We start from the raw sequence: 19,643 nt of genomic DNA, 5'->3' as shown, positions 1-19,643 counted from the left end.
CCTATCCTGCATTAAACTAATATGCGGTCTTGTCTGTTTTAATTATCGTATATTTATGTAATCGTAATTTATCTCAATCACTTGAGATTTATTTACAGACACAATGGTTTTATATTTATACAATGATAAATAATTTTAAAAATTAACAATTTATATCCGTTATTCTAAAGCAGAGTTATTATCACAGATATTAAAATATTGTTAGCAGAAACCAAAAATTTGTTTTAGAATACTTACACGCTGAACGTTTTCGCCCATCCATCTGAGTTAATCAGGATTACTGGATGGCATTTTTAATTGTAGCGGCATCAGCATATGTATATTGCAGTAAAAAATCCATGTCTCAAAATACCTATCAGTTAAAACCGCATGAACGCCCCATGATGGCGGGCTCACCGTCATTTCCCGACCATCCGTGGAAAAGGCGATTATGCTACGGCATCATTGGAACAATCGTTGGCTTAACTGCCGGATTTACCAATGGCATGATGCTGGCCAACATTCCCCAAATTCAGGGCTACTTGGGACTGACACCTGAACAGGGCGGCTGGATACAGGTATCCTATTACATGTTCAGCGCCATTATCAGTGTATTACTTTTTAAAATCCGCCAGAATTTCGGGTTGCCGCGTTATGTAGGCTATATCATTCTTGGGCTGATACTGACTAATTGTCTCCAATTTTTCTTTCATGACTATCATATGGAATTATTCGCCCGTGGCATGAGCGGGCTGGTAGGCGGCAGTTTAAACAGTATGGCCATGTATTACATGATGCAGGCAATGCCTGCTATCCATCGTGGTAAAGGCATGATATTCGGGCTGGGGCTTACTCAGCTCAGCCAGCCACTGGCCAGATTTATTTCTCCCCTGCTATTACAGCATGAACAGTTCCAGCTTGTATTCAGCTTTCAGTTAGGTATGGCATTGCTGGTTTGCGGTGCAGTATGGCTGTTACCTATTCCCTCTGGCTATCTGGAAAAATCTTTCGAAAAAATTGATCTGATAAGCTTCCCTTTGCTGGCTGCCGGAATTGCCTTTATTTCTGCAGGAGCGGTACAAGGCAGAATTGTCTGGTGGGACAAAGACTGGATTGGCTGGCTGTTTGTAGCCGGCGTCGTATGCTGTATGCTTTCCGTGATTATTGAATACAACCGCAAACGCCCGATGCTGGATATCAAATGGATGATGCATACCAACGGTATGCTCCAGATACTGATTTTCGGTTCACTGATACGGGTTGCCTTATCTGAACAAAATATGGGTGCGGCCGGTCTGATGACAGCTTTAGGCCTGAGTAATGACCAGATGATACATTTTTATGCGGTTGTTTCCTGTGGTGCTGCACTCGGATTACTTACTAGTGTATTAACATTCAACCCTCTTGATATTAAATTACCTTTGGTCATTTCATTTGCCATTATTGCCATGGCCAGTTTTATGGAAGTTGGACAGAATCAGTGGTCACGACCGGTTAACTTCTATATTCCCGAGTTTATGATTGCCTTTGCTTCGCTGTTTTTCTTCGGACCGGTTATGATGGAAGGACTGATACGAGCTCTTTCCAAAGACCCTGTATATATCATGAGTTTCTCGGCAGTATTCGGTTTTTCACAAACTGTCGGCGGGCTAATCGGTTCAGCGTTACTTAATGCTTTCATTACGATCAGAACACGCATTCATCTGATTAACAGCGCAGACAGTGCATACCTGACAGACCCGTTAGTCAATCAGGCAATTCAGAAGAATGCTCTGGCCAGCCAGCGTTTTAGTTTTGATAGCAGCTGGAATCATGCCTATGGTGTCAGTAAACTGATTCAACAGGACACCATGCTGGCACAAGTGGCTGCTTACAATGATTTATTTGTTTTGGTGGGAATCGGTTCGTTAATCTGCTTTCTGGTTGTCGGCGCACATCGCTGGTGGCATCAGATACACGGTACCAACCCAATCGGGCGTGAACTGAGAAACTATGCGGCTGCCCGCCAGCGTGCAATGCAAGAACCGCCAAAACAATAAAATAAAGAAGGACAATAATGACTGACACACAACAAAACAATCCGGATCAAAATCAGAAAACAACCGGCAATCAAACCGCACAGTCTGCTCCGGTAGCAAGCAAAACCGCTAATGAACAGACATCAGTACAGCCAAATACGAATCAGGCGGGCACAAATCAGCAAAGCAGCTCATCCGCTTCTGCCAGTAAGGCCAATCCCTCACCTGCCCAGCCGGCAGCCAGCCAGTGGCAGCCTCCTAAACGCAAATGGTTTGTAACAGCCATTCTGGTGCTGGTATTAATGCTTGGTGTCCTGATGATTTTACGTGCATGGAAATTACCGCCATTCCGCAACTCAATGGTATCAACTGATAATGCATATGTACGTGGTCAGACTACCATAATTAGTCCTCAAGTAACTGGTTACGTTACTAAGGTATATGTTCAGGATTTTGACGACGTTAAGGCTGGACAGCCACTCATACAGATTGATGACCGGATATACAAACAAAAAGTTGCAGCCGCTGAAGCCGGAATTGGTTTACAGGATAGCTCTTTAGCCAATTACGAACAGAATCGCCGCAGTAAAGAAGCAACTCTGGCAGCCCGTGAGGCAGATATTGCCAATGCTCAGGCGCAACTGGAAAAAGCTCAGGCTGATATGTCCCGGGTAAATATTCTGGTTGCTGATGGTTCGCTTTCCTTACGTGAACGCGACCAGACAAGAGCTGCATTAAAACAGGCTCAAACCGGAGTTGCGGAAGCTAAAGCACAATATCGGGTTGCTCAGGAAGATTTGAAAAGCACTCATGTTAACAAGAGCGGCCTGAAAGCAAACGTTGATAATGCACATGCACAGCTCGGACTGGCTCAGATTGATTTATCCAATACCGTTGTCCGGGCTCCTGAAAGTGGCCGGTTAAGTGAAATCAGCGTCAAAAATGGTCAGCTGGTAAATGCCGGAACACAATTAATGTTTCTGGTACCTGCTCGCAAATGGGTAGTCGCTAACTTTAAAGAGGCACAGACAGCCAATATCCGTGTTGGTCAGCCAGCATGGTTTACAGTGGATGCCCTGAACGGAGCCAGAGTCAAAGGTATCGTAGAAAAAATTTCTCCGGCTGCGGGCAGTGAGTTTTCTGCAATCAAACCAGATACCACTACAGGTAATTTCGTTAAAGTACCACAGCGTATCGCTGTCCGCATACGCATTGATACCAGTAATGATCTTTTTGAACGTCTGCGCCCGGGCATGTCTGTGGTAGTAAGTATAGATACAACCAAAGTGAAAGCATGAAAACACCTTTAATCAGACTATTTACCCTGATTGCTCTATCAGTCAGTGCCAGTGGTTGTATTCCCAGAATTCCGAACATTCCGGCAGCTGCGCGGGTCGATGTTCCGGTACAGTGGCATGAACAGTATCATCACTCCGCTCAAAATGCAGATGCACAATGGTGGACTCAGCTTAATGATCCGGTTTTAAACCGGCTTATCAGTGAAGCACTTGCTAATAACATTGATATCGCTCTGGCACAAACACGAATACAGGAAGCACTCGCTCAGGAACATGCTTCGCGCGCATCCTTACTACCCAGTCTGGAAGCCAGCGGCGGTACTTCACGGCAAAAAAGCCTGAATGCTTTTGGTATTGCTACCATTAACCGGGTAGAACAGCCAACATTTCAGGCTGCATACGAACTGGATGTTTTTGGTCAGAACCGTAATGCATGGAAAGCACGTCGTCTGAACCGGCAAGCCAGTGAAATTGCCGAAGAAGCGACCCGTCTAAGTGTCATTACAACTACGGTTAAATCTTATGTCACTTTACGTGCACTTGATGAAAAGCTGAATTTACTGCAAAAAACTCTGGAAGCGCGTCAGCGAGAGCTAAAAATTGCTCAATCTAAAGCTAATGTCGGCTATACATCCAAACTGGAACTGAATCAGGCACAGGCTGAATATGCAGCCACACTGCAACAGATTCCGATAGTTCAATCCAGTATCAGCCAGCAGGAACATGCTCTGAGTATGCTCACAGGCAGTAGCAGCCGTACCATTGAACGCGGTTTATCCTTATCGGAACTGCATGCACCGGCTATACCTGACATACTGCCTTCTGATTTGATGAAAAATCGTCCGGATATAGTTCAGTCAGCACTATTAATAGCTGCCAGTGATGCCAGTCTGGCTTCGGCTCAGGCACAATTTTTACCTTCCGTGAAAATCAGCGCTACATTCGGCCGTCTGTTTACCACATCACCAATTAAAGAACCGGTTAATTTATGGAGTATAGGCGGCAGTATTCTGGCACCTGTATTCGAAGGCGGACAATTAAAAGCAAATTTTGATCTGAATGTCGCTAAACGTAATGAAGCTGTCTGGAACTATCGTAAAACTGTTCTGACTGCTCTGAAGGAAGTTGAAGACCAATTATCCAGCAGCTATCGCCTGCAGGAACAGGAACAAGCTTTGGAAATGGAAAGAGATGCACTGGCGAATGCCCTGCATCATGCAACAAATCGTTATCGTGCAGGTTATTCTCCTTATCTTGATGTTCTGGACAGCCAGCGCAATTTACTGAGCGTACAAAGTCAGCTGATTCAGAGTAAAGCAGATTATCTGAATTCACAGGTTTCACTTTATCAGGCTCTTGGCGGAGGCTGGACAGCACCTGCAGGTAAATAATTTCAGCAACAACCGCACAGGATTGAATACAAAGCAGAATAAACAGACTATAATATTTAATAAAGTCTGCTTATATGTATAAATTTGCTGTTTTAGCTTTATGTTAGAATAGTTCTTTAAGTATTAAAAACTACGTAGTTTTATCATGTCTATTGCTTCTGAACACATTGACCGGCTTTTACCTCAGACGCAGTGCAGGCAATGTGGATATCAGGGTTGTTTGCCGTATGCTCAGGCATTGAGTCGCGGCGAAGCTGAAATTAACCTCTGTACACCGGGCGGTACTGCTGTCATCAATGATCTGGCTAAACTGTTAAATGTGCAGATTCTACCTCCGGCTGATACACTTAAAGCTGCCCTCCCTAAAGCAATAGCTGTAATTGATGAAACCGAGTGTATCGGTTGTACGGCATGTATTAAAGCCTGTCCGGTAGATGCGATTATGGGCGCAACCAAACAAATGCATACAGTAATCAGCGCTGAATGCAGCGGTTGTGAATTATGTATTGCCCCCTGCCCGGTTGATTGTATCGATATGCAGCCGGTACTTGAACACTGGTTACCACAGGCAAGAACATTGACCGATGAGCAGGAAAGTGACCGTTTTGCCGCTGCTACTCAGGCCAGTCTGCGATTTCAGCATCGTACCGAACGTCTGCAACGCTTGCAGCGTTTAAAAGAGGAGCAACAGTATTCACGTAAACTTAAAGAAGCCAGCACAATACCTTCTGCAACAAAGTCTGCCGGCAAAATTAATCCGGCTGCCCTGATTGCAAAAGCAATGGCTAAAGCACAAACGCAACAGATACACAGAAGAGTGCCTGATAATCAGGACTCTTTTCAGCAGCAACAAATTGCCAAGGCACAGGAGCAGGCTGGTTACCGCCGCGCCATGCGAGATTTACAATATGGGAATGATCAGCAAAAAGCAGAAGCTCTTGAATGGTTACGTTTGTATAAACAACAACGCGAATCCGAACAATAATGCGCAAAATCTGACAAAATTGAATAAAAATGCTAAAATCCTAAAATATGTCAAAATTAATTGGCTATATAAGTAAATGAAATTTAAAAGATGAAGAAACTAACATTCTTTCTGGGCTGTATGGCTGTTTTGCTTATAACTAATGCCTGTGCTTTTGCAGATAAGCCTAATACCAGATTTTTATCCGGTAACTGGGAAATCCGTTCTCTGAATGGTGAACCCACACCAGATACTTCTTCTCGCATTCGTTTTGATCCGAATACACACCAGTATTTTGCTTATTTCGGCTGTAATCATATAAATGGAACCTATCGCGACTATCGTCATACATTGCGATTAAGTCAGCCTTTCGGCATCACTAAACTATGTGCCAATATAGAAGATGAACGGACTGGTACCGGTACATTAGGTTTTGTTAAATCATGGCGTATAATCAATGACACTACTGGTGTACGTCTGCAATTACTGGACAAACACCGCTATGTAAGGTTAGAAGCGCGTTTAATTAAAAATACAGCAAACTAACTAAATTAAACAAAAAATTTATTATCAGATTGTAATCAATTTCAATAGTTTAATCAGACACCTGATAATACTGAGTTTAATATCAAAAAAGCCGCATGGAATTAATTCGATGCGGCTTTTAATCAGATTACACCATTAGTGTGGTGCAATCATATCTTCAGGAATAACCCATTTATCAAACTCTTCTGCTGTCAGAAATCCAAGCTCTATTGCTGCCTGTTTCAAGCTTGTATTCTGTGCATAAGCAGTTTTAGCAATTTTGGCTGCTTTTTCATAACCAATATGACGATTCAGCGCAGTAACCAGCATCAGTGAATGATGTAAATTGGCATCAATTTTCTCTTTTACAGGCTCAATTCCCTGTGCACAACGCAGATTGAAACTATTGCATGCATCAGCCAGTAAACGTACTGATTGCAGAATATTAAACACCAGTACCGGCATAAATACGTTCAGTTCAAAATTACCCGAAGCACCCGCTACTGTAATAGTTGTATCATTACCCATTACCTGAGCAGCTACCATAGTCATAGCTTCGCACTGTGTCGGATTCACTTTACCCGGCATAATACTTGAACCCGGTTCATTTGCCGGAATAGTAATTTCCCCGATACCGCAGCGAGGTCCGCTGGCCAGCCAGCGAATATCATTGGCAATCTTGTTCAGGCTAACTGCCAGAGTTTTCAGGCTTCCAGAAGCGAATACCACTGCATCACGTCCTGCAAGTGCTTCAAATTTATTAGGTGCACTAACAAACGGTAAACCGGTTAACTCAGCCAGTTTAGCTGCTGATTTTTCTGCATACTGTGGATGACTATTCAAACCAGTGCCTACAGCCGTACCACCCAATGGCAATTCATATAACCAGTGTAATGCCTGCTGCAAACGCTCTAATCCATGATCCAGCTGGCTGACATAGCCACTGAATTCCTGACCCAGTGTCAGCGGTGTCGCATCCTGCAGGTGTGTACGACCAATTTTAACAATATCTTTAAAGGCTTCTGCTTTAGAAGCCAGTGTGTCACGTAAAGCCTGTACAGCGGGAATCAAATGCTTATTAATCTGAATTGCTGTAGCGACATGAATAGCAGTCGGAAATGAGTCATTGGTAGACTGAGCATGGTTAACATGATCATTCGGATGTACCGGTTTATAACTGCCACGTGGCTGACCGGCTATTTCATTGGCCACATTAGCCAGAACCTCATTCATGTTCATATTACTCTGCGTACCAGAGCCGGTTTGCCATACTACCAATGGAAACTGGTCTGCCAGTTCACCAGCCAGAACACGTTCAGCAGCCTGTACTATTAAACCGGCACATTCTCCGCTGATACGTTCAAGCTGCTGGTTGGTTAAAGCTGCTGCTTTTTTCACCAAAGCCATTGCCTGTATCATTGCCGGAGGCAAAGTTTCGCCGCCAATATCAAAATTCTGCAGACTGCGCTGCGTCTGCGCACCCCAGTAAACATTTTCAGATACAGCGATTTCACCCATGCTGTCATGTTCAATACGTGTATTCATATCGTCTCCATGATTGTGTGCTTGTATTATTGATGAAAAACAATAATTTGTGCACAAGGCAGGCATTAATTACATTCACAGAAATCCGGAATATACTTAATTCCCATTATAAACATGCATAATTGTGCAGCGATTCAGCCAATTTAGCTACAAATTAATTGTATTTATAAACATAAATTAATATAACCTAAAGATATACATGTTAATTTCCATTAACATGTATTTGCCTGCCAAACAATCAGTCTAAGTTTGATAATCTGTCAATACAAATATCATTTACTTAATACATAATCGTCACTTCATCGAAAATAATAATAGCGAAACAAGTTTGTGGCAGAATAGCAATTCTGAGAACTACACAAATATAAGCAATGGATATCGCTTTTCAGTTATCGATATTACTGGCTCTGGGCATGGGCGCTCAATGGCTGGCATGGTATTTAAAACAACCGTCCGTACTCTTTTTGTTGTTTACCGGAATCATGATTGGTCCGGTTCTGGGCTGGTTTCATCCTGATACTGTGCTGGGAAGTTTACTTTTTCCTTCTATTTCACTTGGCGTTGCCATTATTTTGTTTGAAGGCGCACTGACCCTGCAATTTCATGAAATCAGCCAACACGGACGTGTTGTGCAGAATCTGGTAACGCTTGGAGCAGTGATAACTATTATCGTATTATCGCTGGCGGCATACTGGCTGTTTAATCTGGATTTTCGGGTAGCTCTATTATTTGGCGCACTTGTCTGTGTAACTGGCCCTACTGTTATTGCACCCATGCTGCGCAGTGTGCGTCCTCGTTCGAAAATTGCCAATATTCTGCGCTGGGAAGGGATTATTATTGATCCAGTAGGTGCCATTGCAGTTGTACTGGTATACGAATATATCGTTTCTGACGGACATGAAAATTCTCTATTGCTTTTTAGCAAAATTGTACTGGTAGCATTTATTTGCGGAGGTCTAGGTGCAGTATTTCTTGCCAATGCCATCAAACGCTACTGGCTGCCTGAATATATGCGCAACGTCGTAACATTTGCTTTTGTTTTAATTTTGTTTTCCGTATCCAATTATCTCGAAAGCCAGTCTGGTTTGTTAACCGTTACTATTTTAGGACTCGCTCTGGCAAACTGGCCGCAATTTCCTCGTCAAAGTATTCTTGCATTTAATGAATCTTTAACTTTATTATTTATACCTACGCTGTTCATTATTCTTGCTGCCCGTATGGACGTTACTGCGTTACTGGGTTTAGGCTGGCGTGGGCTGGCTTTGCTGTTTATCGCAATGTTTATTGCACGCCCTCTGGCTGTATGGTTCTCTTCTTTTAATTCCGGCCTAAGTATCCAGGAAAAAATAATGATTAGCTGGATAGGTCCGCGCGGTATCGTCGCTGCATCCATTGCTTCATTGTTTGCATTACGCCTGCAAAATCAACATTTATCCGGAACTGAGCTACTGGCACCAATGGTTTTTCTGATTATTATCGGCACTGTCCTGATACAGGGACTTGGTGCCAAAACCGTTGCCGGTATACTAAAAGTCCGTGAACCCGGTAATAACGGTGTACTGATTGTAGGCAGTAATGAAGTAGCCCTGATGCTGGCTACAACACTTAAGCAGCTTAATATTGATGTTTTAGTTGCCGATTATCACTATGTACAAATTGCCCGTGCGCGCATGAAGGGTTTGCGTACATATTTTGGCAACCCTGTTTCAGAAAATGCACAAACTGAGCTTGACCTGATAGGTATTGGCTATCTGTTTGCTGTTAGCCGAGATAAAGAACTGAATACATTATGTGAACTGCAATTTCGGCATGATTTTGGCGAACAGAATATATATCGCATCCGTTTTAATGAAGAACAGGATTTAACTTCGCGTGCACAAAAACAGTATCAATATGTTTCCCGCCAGCTTTTTGGCAAAGATGTGACTTTCAGAAGGCTGGAAAATATGCTTGGTAAGCAGACAAAAATTAAAATTACCAATATTACCGCTACCTATGATTATCACCAGTATTGTCATGATCATCCGCAGGCTATTCCGCTTTTTTTACAGGATAAAAATAACATTTTGTATATCATCAGCTCTGAATTTCAGCCAGCAACAGCTATTGATAAAAAATTGATTGCACTGGATTATCAATAAAAAAACTCTGCAAATATAATCAAGATTTATTTTGCTTAATTACAACTTGTAAATTTAAATTTGAGAAATATCCAATAAAAATTTCATGTAACTCTTGGTTACATTATCACTAATCTTTCTCTATCGGAATCGGAGCAAAATGATAAAATTCTATGGGTATCCGGTCAGAGCCGGATACCCATAGAATTTTCTAAACAATCAGATATCAATTTTTGTCATTCAGTATAGATTCAAAAGCCTTCAAACGTTTATGAATTGACAGCAATTCAATAATGGTTTTCCATGAATTAATAAGATACTGAAATGATTCACGAACATTATTAAATACGTTAAGAATTTGATTGATTAAGCCCAGAGTCATGGTACCCGCTGCAATGGATGGAAATAACATAACAAGCCCATATATACCATCCAGCTGTAAATACCATATACTCACCATATTGAAATAGGCATAGTGAAAATACAGTCTGTAGTAATTAACCTTTACCCGTTCGAAAAGCTCTTTCAATGTCGCCGGCTGAGCACGTTCACCATCATCTTCCCCATATACCAGCTCTTTACGATATGCAGCTTCTACTTTTTGAATATTAAACTGAAGTCCGGGTAATTTAATACCGACCGCAACTAATAAAACTGTACCAAACAAGGACCAGCCCAGTGCTGCCCAAACCAGTGAATATTTTACTTCACCAATTATTGGTAATGCCGGCACATGGCTGGATAACTGAAACAGTAAAGGTAAAAATGCAATCAATACCATAACCGCCCGCACCAGACTGACACTCAACTCTTCTACAATAGTGGCAAAGCGCATTGTATCTTCCTGAACACGCTGAGAAGCCCCTTCAACAGTACGCAGTTTCGACCAGTTTTCAATATAGTAATAATTCATGGCTGTACGCCAGCGAAATACATAATGACTGACAAAAAAAGTATTTAATACAAATACTGTTACTGCAACCATCGCAATCTGCAAAAATGTTAGTATATTCTGATACAAATCACTGATCGCCCCCCCCCCACTACTGAGCATCTTCTGAATCATATCCCAGAAAGGACCATACCAGGCATTAATCGTTACATTTATCTGTACACTAAACCAGATATTAAAAAGAATTAAAGCAGAACCCCATATTGACCAGCGCTGCCACGGATGTTTTGCTACTACTGACCAGAAAACAGCAAAAATGATTGTAGCCAGCAAAAACCAGAGATAAAACCACAAAAATGCCGGCGACCAGAAACGCGAAAGACCAATAGTCAGAGGTTTGTCCGCATAGCCTTGCGGCCAGCCAAACCACTCTCCGGCACCCTCCCCACCACAATACCAGAGGGCAATATTCAGACCTATCCACAATATGGCAGATGGAAAAAACCAACGTGGCTTTGGAAAAAATGAATGGAACACAATCTCATCCTGATGAAATAAATGCCGGTTAAAAATAAGCTATTATTAGTCTTAATTTTCTATAGCTGCGGGCAGCACAGTAAATACAGTTATTACATAACCAGCTATATTGTAAAGAAGCTATTAAATAGTGGCTTGTCTACAAAGTCAATTAATAATATTTAAATTGTTTATAATCAGATTTTTTTCAGACAATAACTTAATATAATCACATAGTACCCCATATCAAATTCAATTTCTGAGGAACCGGCAAAATTGAATTTTAGCAATGTCATGCTTGTAAGAAAATTTACTGTATAGCACGCTCAATCACAGATAATCCAAATTATTTATTATTTTCTGCCAAGACTAATAAATGTCTAAAGATTAACAGTACTCAACATTATATTAAGACAATTCAGAGCAAAAAATAAAAAAACAGAGCAGTATCAGAATATTTACTTATCTGAATATCTACTCTGTTTTCAGTATCACTACTCTAATTTACTTGTTTTCAAAGGCAGATTTATTCAATCCTGAAGTAATTAAGTTGATTACCATTTGCGCAGAATTACCGGCTGCCTGTTGCAGAAACTGATCAAAGCTGACAGAAGCATTTGCATCACCGTTATCTGAAATAGCACGAATAATGACAAAAGGGATATTAAGCTGATAGCAAGTTTGCGCAATGGCAGCGGCTTCCATTTCTACCGCCACAACATCAGAAAATTTTTCTTTAATCAATCGATTTTGTTCAGCAGTACCAACAAACTGATCACCACTGACAATTAAACCAGTATAGATTTCTGCACCTGTAAATACGTGTGCGGCTTTTCTGGCTGCATCAGCAAGATACTGGTTAGCGTTAAATCGTGCCGGTAATTGTGGTACCTGACCCGGCACATAACCAAAAACGGTTACATCAACATCATGATGAGTTATTTCGCAACCAACAACAACGTCGCCAATCTGAATACCGGCTTTCAAACCACCGGCACTACCAGTATTGATAACATAATCAGGTGCAAATCTTTCAATTATTACTGCTGTTGTCAACGCCGCATTGACTTTACCAATACCACTCAGTGCAAGTATCACTGGTACGCCCTTAATTTCACCACGATGAAAATAAACAGCACCAGCCTGACTATCCTGCCGGTTATCCAGTTGTTCAAGCAGGTAATCCAGCTCAGGCTGCATCGCCGCAATAATGGCAATTAAAGGTTTTTGCATAATTGAAACTTTATTCTGTAATAGAATAAACAGAATAGCATAATCTTATTTTATTCACCACGCGGATGTAATGACACAAAAATTTAATGTTTAACAAATAGATTATTTGAACAAAACAACCAATCAGCGACGCAAATTCCGCCAATTCAGAATAAAGACAATTGTGTCTGTTTCCTCAATAATTGAGCCAGAGCTGCACCTAATCCGCTATGCCGCTGCTGGTTATTTTTTATACCTTGTACTAGCTGTTTGGCCGTACCGCAAAAAGTAAACTGTTTTCTGGCTCTGGTTAATGCGGTATACAAAAGAGAACGGTTAAACAACGAATCATCAGCCGCTGCGCGCAACTGCGGGGCCAGCAACCAGACATCATCATATTCTGATCCCTGACTTTTATGTACCGTTATGGCAAAGGCTGACTCATGCTGTGGTAAGCGGCTGAGAGAAATTGAGCGATAATTTGTCCCTTCAGCAAAATAAGCGAGTAAATGCCCGCTATTATTCTGTTCAGGAAGAATCACGCCGATATCACCATTAAACAGACCCACACCATAATCATTCTGAGTAATCAGAATCGGCATACCAGCAAACCAGCTATCTGTATTCTGATGTAACTGAGTCCGTAAATAGCTGCGGTATTGCTGATTAAATGCTTCAGCATCAGTACGCCATGCAGTCAGCACCATAATATCGGTAAGATGGCTGAATACTTGAGTAATATTATTTGCGGCCACTGCCTGCCACCATAGCTGTTGCTGTGAATATAATTTGCGACACAGTACTTGTATATCAAATTGGTGCAGTTGTAACTGCTCCGGAAAACTGTTTACTGCATTAAGTGCAGCCGTCGCGTCACCATTAATACAAGCGGAGGCCAGAGCGCCAATACCCTGTGTCGCATCAAACCGGTAACTGTGAGTTAACGTAGCAACATATTGAGCCATACCGGCATTATCGCTGACAGGAGGCAAAGACTGTTCGGGCAATAAAGCCGTAAGCTGTTTTTTCAGCTCAGGAGACAGTACTGTCGGCTGGGATAATTCAGCCAGCACATTTCCTGCACCTACAGCAGGCAGCTGATTAGCATCTCCCAGCAAAATAATACGAATATCAGGCTTTAAAGCACGCAACAGTGCACGAAACAGAGACAAATCCAGCATCGAGGATTCATCCACCACTAGGATATCAACCGGTAAAGGATGTTCTGCATCATATGGCCCTGTTAACAATGGAGGTTGTAACTGTAATAGGCGGTGAACTGTCTGACCTGATAAATCTGCCAGCAATTGTCTACTGTCATCAGATAATGGCAGTTTATCCAATGCACGTTGTAAAGCACTGGCCATATGTGCCGCAGCTTTACCAGTTGGTGCTACCAGTGCAATTTGCGGCGGACGCGATAAATGCCAGGTATGTTTCAGCAATAAACTCAGTATTTTGGCTACAGTAGTCGTTTTACCAGTTCCGGGCCCGCCATTAATCACTACAAAATGCTGAATAAGAGCCAGTGCCGCAGCAAAACGTTGTTGGGTACTGTCGGCATCAGGAAACCAGTCCGCCAGATCAGTGGCTACATCCATATTCAAATGAACAGGCGGAATACTGGCCAATGCCAGCATAGACTCGGCTATATCCTGCTCAAGCTGCCACATTCTTCCTAAAAATAAATGATTGCTTTGCAAAATAAATGGCGTATAAGTACCAGCAGCTCCAACAAGAATTCTGCATTTACGAAGCGTCTCCGAATATTGTCGGGGAACAATAATATAACTGTCGCCACGATTCAGCGCCCATAACAGCTTATCTGCCCATGGCTGAATAATTTCCCACTCATTCTGGGCAACCCCACGAAGCACATGCTCAATTGCAGCAAGTGCCGGATGTGCAGACTGTTCCTGAGTTTCTGCCGGATTGATAGCTTCAGCCATATTTAATCAATCAATACAACCTATACATTCATACATCAACGAACATTGAATGGTAATAATTTGCCATCTGCTACCGTCAATACTTCATCAAAACGCTGAGCAAGCTCATCATCATGGGTAACAACTACCAGACTTGTATTCAGTTCATGTTGTAAATCCAGCATCATATCCAGTACATTGCCGGCATTTTTCCGATCTAGATTGCCCGTAGGTTCATCAGCCAATATACAGGCGGGATGAGTAACCAGCGCACGTGCAATAGCAGCCCGTTGCCGCTCACCACCAGACAATTCGCCGGGGCGGTGAATCATACGCTGCTTAAGCCCTACTTTATCCAGCATTTTCTTAGCACGTTCTTCTGCCTGAGCCTTCGGTATACGTCCAATCAGTAAAGGCATCATTACATTTTCCAGCGCAGTAAACTCTGGCAACAAATGGTGGAATTGATAAACAAAGCCCAGATACTGGTTACGCAACTGACCTATGGCTTTCTGCCCAAGACGAGTAATATCTTGTCCCATCAGACGTATAGTACCGCTACTGGGTGTATCTAGTCCGCCAAGTAAATGCAGCAAAGTAGATTTTCCGCTTCCGGACGCACCAACTATACTCACACTTTGACCGCATCTGACTTTGAAATCTAAATCCTCCAGTACAGATACCTGTAAATGTCCGTCATCATAAGTTTTGCTGACATGCTCACACTCAAGAACATATTCTGGTTTATTCATAGCGAAGAGCCTCCGCCGGCTGAGTTTTGGCGGCACGCCAGCTTGGATATAAAGTAGCAACGAAAGCCAGTAATAATGAAATAACAGCAATCATACAAACATCAGAAAATTCCACATCTGAAGGCAGATAGCTTACAAAATACACTTGCGAAGGAATCAGGTGCTTACCCGTCAGATGTTCAAAAAAGGCAACGATCCGGCCAATGTTCAGCCCGAGTGTTACACCAAAAAATACACCAAAAAAAGTACCGAAGAATCCGGCTATGGCACCCTGAATCATAAAAATACGCATGATACCGCCCGGCGAAAGACCGAGTGTACGCAATATAGCAATATCAGCCTGTTTTTCGGTAACAGCCATGACTAAAGAAGAAACCAGATTAAAGGCAGCTACAGCAATGATTAATAACAGAATAATAAACATCATCCGTTTTTCCATCTGCACTGCATCAAAATAACTGCGATTTTGAAAAGTCCAGTCGCGAATCCAGATTTCATTGTGAAGCTTTGCCGGCACAATATTTTGAATGACAGACGGGGCATTCTGCGGATCTGCCAGTTTTAAACGCAATCCACTTACATTATTTCCCAGCCGGTACAATTTCTGTGCATCCGTAATATGAGTTAAAGCAAGTGTATTATCCACTTCATAGATTTTGGTTTTAACTACACCTACTAATGTAAACTGCTTCAGCCGTGGCACCATACCAGCCGGCGTAACATTGCCATCAGGGGTAATAACAGTTATCTTATCTCCGATATTAGCACCCAGTGCATCGGCCAAATCTTTTCCCAGAAGAATACTAAACTCACCCGCCTTTAGATCAGCAAACCCATTTTTGGGCATACCCTGACCATAATCTGCAACTTTACCCTCCAGTGCCGGATCTATTCCGCGTATTTGCACACCACGAACTTCGCCGGCATTAGCAAGCAAAGCCTGATCAGCCACATAAGGAGCTGAGCCCAGTACTTGCGGATTACCTTTAACAAGCTTCTGCAAATCCTGCCAGTGCTGGTCCAGACTATTTTCATAAAATCCCATTTCAGCATGAGGAGCAACACTCAAGAGCTGATTGCGGATTTCTTTTTGGAAACCATTCATAACAGATAAAACAACAATTAATGTTGTCACCCCTAATGCAATACCAACTATTGATACTGCTGTAATGAATGACATAAACCCATTACGTTTTCTGGCACGTAAATAACGTAAACCAATCCATGTTTCCAGAGATGCCATGAGTACTGTATTTCAATAGAAAAAACAGATTGTACCTGAGCGCAGCAGACAAAGTCATGCTTATACAGCAAATACCTGATTATTAATATTTGTAAAAAATTAATTTTTATCTTTTCAGCACGTTAAATAATATTCAGAACCAATACTAATTTTGCTCTGCTGATAATATCTAGTTCAATAATGAAAACTGCAAAGCCGGATGTGGCTTGTATGAATCAGCATACAGTACAAACTGTTTAATATAAGAGTGGTAGTGAACAATCTCACTCATAGTCAAAGAAGTATTTAAAACTGACCCAAAACAAATTATTTACCCGATTTAACCCGCTTAATTTGATAAACATCAATGCAATATATTATATATATGTCATTGTAATATATAACCCTTTTGCTTAATAGATGATTATTAGCGTTTACGCTACCATATATTTAAGTCTTTTTATCCCGTTCTGATGAACTCGTATCAAAATATGAACAAGCTATCTTCGCCCCTTTTCAATCCGCTGACGTTACCAAATGGTAATGTATTAAAAAACCGTTTAGTTATGGCTCCAATGACAACCTGCTGTGGTTTTTATGATGGAACTGTAACAGATAATCTGATTGATTATTATCGTGAACGTGCCGGCAGTATTGGCACAGTAATTGTTGAATGCGCGTATGTTGATACTTTAGGACCGGCTTTTCCGGGAGCAATAGGCATTCATAATGATGATTGTATCGAAGGTCTGAGCCTGTTAGCCACAGCCATAAAAGAGCGTGGTTCCAAAGCTGTTATACAAATCTATCATGGCGGACGAATGGTTGAGCCGCAATTAATCGGCGGTCAGACACCTGTCGGCCCCAGTGCGATTGCTATTCCTCGTCCGAATGCAACGGTTCCTGTAGCAATGACAGCCGGCGAAGTTGAAGATATGATTGAGAAATTCGGCGAAGCTGTCAGGCGCGCAATTGCCGCGGGTTTTGACGGAATCGAAATACATGGCGCCAATACTTATCTTATCCAGCAGTTTTTTTCACCACACGCCAATCAGCGCCAGGATAAATGGGGCGGCAGCCGCGAAAACCGCGCCCGCTTCCCGCTCGCCATACTTGAAATCAACCGGCAAATGGCTAAAAAATATGCTTCTAATGAATTTATTATCGGTTACCGGTTTTCACCGGAAGAACTCGAAGTGCCGGGCATTACTTTTGACGATTCATTGTTCCTGCTAGACAAGCTCGCTCAAATTGGTCTGGACTATATACATTTTTCAATGGCTGCCACACTGCGGCCATCCATCATTGACAGCAATGATGAAACACCATTAATTGATAAATACATACAATTACGTTCTGCCGTACTGGCTAAGATACCGGTTATCGGCGTCGGTAATGTCGTGAATAAAACTGACGCAGAAACAGCAATGGCACATGGCTATGATCTCATCGCTGCAGGGCGCGCCTGTGTGGCCTATCCTGACTGGGCTGAACGCATTCAGAAACATAATGATTTACAGCTATCCATGAACAGCGATCAGCGTACTAACCTGAACATTCCCGAACCATTATGGCGCTTTCCGCTTATTCATAGCATGGTAAGAGAAATCAATACCAAAAAATTCCATGCCGGTACCTATCAGCAAACTGTCAGCGACGATTTTGATAACCAATTTGTCATAAATGTAGAACTGGGGCAAGACTTTATCAAAGATTTGTCTTTAGCCAATGCCGAAAAACTGGATCATGTTTCTGTACGTAATTTCAATGAAATTAAAGAACGGATTCTGGCAGCCAACAGCCCTTATGTAGATGCAATCAGTGGCGCTACATCACAATGTGATGCATTTAAAAAAGCTGTAACCAAAGCCATATCAACCTCATATAAAGTAGCGACAATTGTAGAAGGCGGTGATGCTGATGATAAATCCTGTGACGTAGTCGTCGTCGGAAGCGGCGGTGCCGGACTGGCCGCAGCTATTGAAGCACATGATAAAGGGGCTTCAGTCATTATTATTGAAAAAATGCCGGTTATCGGCGGCAATACCAACAAAGCATCCGCAGGTATGAATGCGGCTGAAACCCGCTTTCAGCAGCAGGCAGGAATTACCGACCATAAAGAATGGTTTTATAACGAAACCCTGAAAGGCGGTAAAAATAAAAACAACCCGCAATTATTACATTACTTTGTCGAACATGCTCCGGCTGCAATAGACTGGCTGGATGAAAAAGGAATCCGGTTAAATAACCTGACTACCACAGGCGGTATGAGTGTAGACCGCACTCATCGTCCCGATAATGGTGCCGCAGTCGGCGGTTTTCTGATTAGCGGTCTGCTGAAAAATATTAATGACCGCGGGATAGAGGTAATGCTGGAAACCTCTGTAACGGATATTGAAATGAAGGACGGGCGCATTAACGCAGTAATCGTGCGCGACGAAGAAGGAAATGAACAACGCATCAGCACCAAAGCAATCATTATCGCAACCGGTGGCTTTGGAGCCAATGCACAAATGGTCACCCATTACCGCCCTGATTTAGCTGATTTTGTCACCACCAATCATAAAGGAGCAACCGGTTCAGGCATTGCTTTATTACAAAAAATTGGTGCCGGCACTGTTGATATGAACGAAATACAGATTCATCCCACAGTAGAGCAAAATACCGCTTATCTGATATCAGAATCCATTCGTGGCGGAGGTGCTATTCTGATATCGCAAAAAGGCAAACGCTTTGTCAATGAACTGGATACCCGTGACAAAGTATCCAACAGCATCATTGCTCTTTCTGAACATTATGCCTATATATTATTTGATGAACAGATTTGTGCTGAAAATAAAGCAGCAGAAACCTACATAAGCAAAGGACTAGCGGTAAAAGCCGGCTCACTGACTGAACTTGCAGAAAAGCTGAATATTAATCCGGATTCTCTCATTACCACAGTAGAGCGCTACAATCATTTTGTAAAACAACAGCATGATGAAGATTTCGGACGTACTACCGGCATGCGTCACCAGTTGAACCAGCCATTCTTTTACGCTATCCGCATTGCACCAGGCATTCACCATACTATGGGTGGTGTAACCATTAATACGAAAACAGAAGTTCTTGATACTCATGCAGAGATTATTAAAGGTGCTTATGCCGCAGGTGAAGTTGCCGGTGGTGTACATGGGGGCAACCGCATTGGAGGGAACGCCATTGCCGATATCATTATTTTTGGTATTCAGGCCGGTGATCAGGCTGCTGCATATGCTAAAAATCATTAATTACAGATAAAT

Annotated in this window: 13 protein-coding genes; 7 read left to right on the top strand and 6 right to left on the bottom strand. The window is 42.3% G+C overall.

Annotation, left to right across the window (positions count from 1 at the left end; genetic code table 11):
• The first annotated feature begins 284 nt into the window (after positions 1–284).
• The 5 genes from SALWKB2_RS04440 to SALWKB2_RS04420 all read left to right on the top strand — a co-directional run bounded on the left by SALWKB2_RS04440 (position 285) and on the right by SALWKB2_RS04420 (position 6,196).
• On the top strand, positions 285–2,018 hold the full coding sequence (locus SALWKB2_RS04440; RefSeq protein WP_025330477.1) for an MFS transporter: 1,734 nt from the start codon (positions 285–287) through the stop codon (positions 2,016–2,018).
• A 17-nt stretch (positions 2,019–2,035) separates the two neighbouring features.
• On the top strand, positions 2,036–3,295 hold the full coding sequence (locus tag SALWKB2_RS04435) for an HlyD family secretion protein (RefSeq protein ID WP_025330476.1): 1,260 nt from the start codon (positions 2,036–2,038) through the stop codon (positions 3,293–3,295).
• Entirely contained in the window at positions 3,292–4,686 is a 1,395-nt protein-coding gene (locus SALWKB2_RS04430) for an efflux transporter outer membrane subunit (protein WP_025330475.1), read from the top strand. The genes SALWKB2_RS04435 and SALWKB2_RS04430 overlap by 4 nt, the downstream gene beginning before the upstream one ends.
• A 145-nt stretch (positions 4,687–4,831) precedes the next feature.
• Positions 4,832–5,671: an RnfABCDGE type electron transport complex subunit B gene (locus SALWKB2_RS04425; RefSeq protein ID WP_038648793.1), complete on the top strand. Its 840-nt coding sequence runs from the start codon at positions 4,832–4,834 to the stop codon at positions 5,669–5,671.
• A 90-nt stretch (positions 5,672–5,761) separates the two neighbouring features.
• Positions 5,762–6,196 (top strand): META domain-containing protein, encoded by a 435-nt coding sequence (locus SALWKB2_RS04420; RefSeq protein WP_080690442.1) that lies wholly within the window; start codon positions 5,762–5,764, stop codon positions 6,194–6,196.
• A 135-nt stretch (positions 6,197–6,331) separates the two neighbouring features.
• On the opposite strand, the gene fumC is transcribed toward SALWKB2_RS04420, so the two are convergent.
• Positions 6,332–7,720 (bottom strand): class II fumarate hydratase, encoded by a 1,389-nt coding sequence (fumC, locus tag SALWKB2_RS04415; protein ID WP_025330473.1) that lies wholly within the window; start codon positions 7,718–7,720, stop codon positions 6,332–6,334.
• A gap of 371 nt (positions 7,721–8,091) precedes the next feature.
• Between fumC and SALWKB2_RS04410 the strand changes: the two genes are divergently transcribed.
• Entirely contained in the window at positions 8,092–9,861 is a 1,770-nt protein-coding gene (locus tag SALWKB2_RS04410) for a cation:proton antiporter (protein ID WP_038648789.1), read from the top strand.
• Positions 9,862–10,066: 205 nt separating this feature from the next.
• On the opposite strand, the gene sbmA is transcribed toward SALWKB2_RS04410, so the two are convergent.
• From sbmA to SALWKB2_RS04385, 5 genes are all read right to left on the bottom strand, one after another.
• Positions 10,067–11,269 carry a peptide antibiotic transporter SbmA gene (sbmA, locus tag SALWKB2_RS04405; RefSeq protein WP_025330472.1) on the bottom strand — a complete coding sequence of 401 codons (1,203 nt, stop codon included), beginning with the start codon at positions 11,267–11,269 and terminating at the stop codon, positions 10,067–10,069.
• A gap of 483 nt (positions 11,270–11,752) precedes the next feature.
• Complete coding sequence (locus SALWKB2_RS04400) at positions 11,753–12,481, bottom strand: 5'-methylthioadenosine/adenosylhomocysteine nucleosidase (protein ID WP_025330471.1); 729 nt, start codon at positions 12,479–12,481, stop codon at positions 11,753–11,755.
• Positions 12,482–12,627: 146 nt separating this feature from the next.
• On the bottom strand, positions 12,628–14,409 hold the full coding sequence (gene recD, locus SALWKB2_RS04395) for an exodeoxyribonuclease V subunit alpha (protein WP_025330470.1): 1,782 nt from the start codon (positions 14,407–14,409) through the stop codon (positions 12,628–12,630).
• Between the two features lie 35 nt (positions 14,410–14,444).
• Positions 14,445–15,140 carry a lipoprotein-releasing ABC transporter ATP-binding protein LolD gene (lolD, locus tag SALWKB2_RS04390; RefSeq protein WP_025330469.1) on the bottom strand — a complete coding sequence of 232 codons (696 nt, stop codon included), beginning with the start codon at positions 15,138–15,140 and terminating at the stop codon, positions 14,445–14,447.
• A complete protein-coding gene (locus SALWKB2_RS04385; RefSeq protein WP_025330468.1) occupies positions 15,133–16,383 on the bottom strand; it encodes a lipoprotein-releasing ABC transporter permease subunit in 1,251 nt (416 codons plus the stop codon). Before SALWKB2_RS04385 ends, lolD begins: the two co-directional genes overlap by 8 nt.
• Before the next feature lie 470 nt (positions 16,384–16,853).
• Between SALWKB2_RS04385 and SALWKB2_RS04380 the strand changes: the two genes are divergently transcribed.
• Positions 16,854–19,631, top strand: a complete 2,778-nt coding sequence (locus tag SALWKB2_RS04380; RefSeq protein ID WP_025330467.1) for a flavocytochrome c — start codon at positions 16,854–16,856, stop codon at positions 19,629–19,631.
• Positions 19,632–19,643: the final 12 nt, after the last annotated feature.

The sequence above is a fragment of the Snodgrassella alvi wkB2 genome, from assembly GCF_000600005.1.
In the GTDB taxonomy this organism is placed as follows: domain Bacteria; phylum Pseudomonadota; class Gammaproteobacteria; order Burkholderiales; family Neisseriaceae; genus Snodgrassella; species Snodgrassella alvi.
This window is presented reverse-complemented; position numbering and strand designations above follow the sequence as displayed.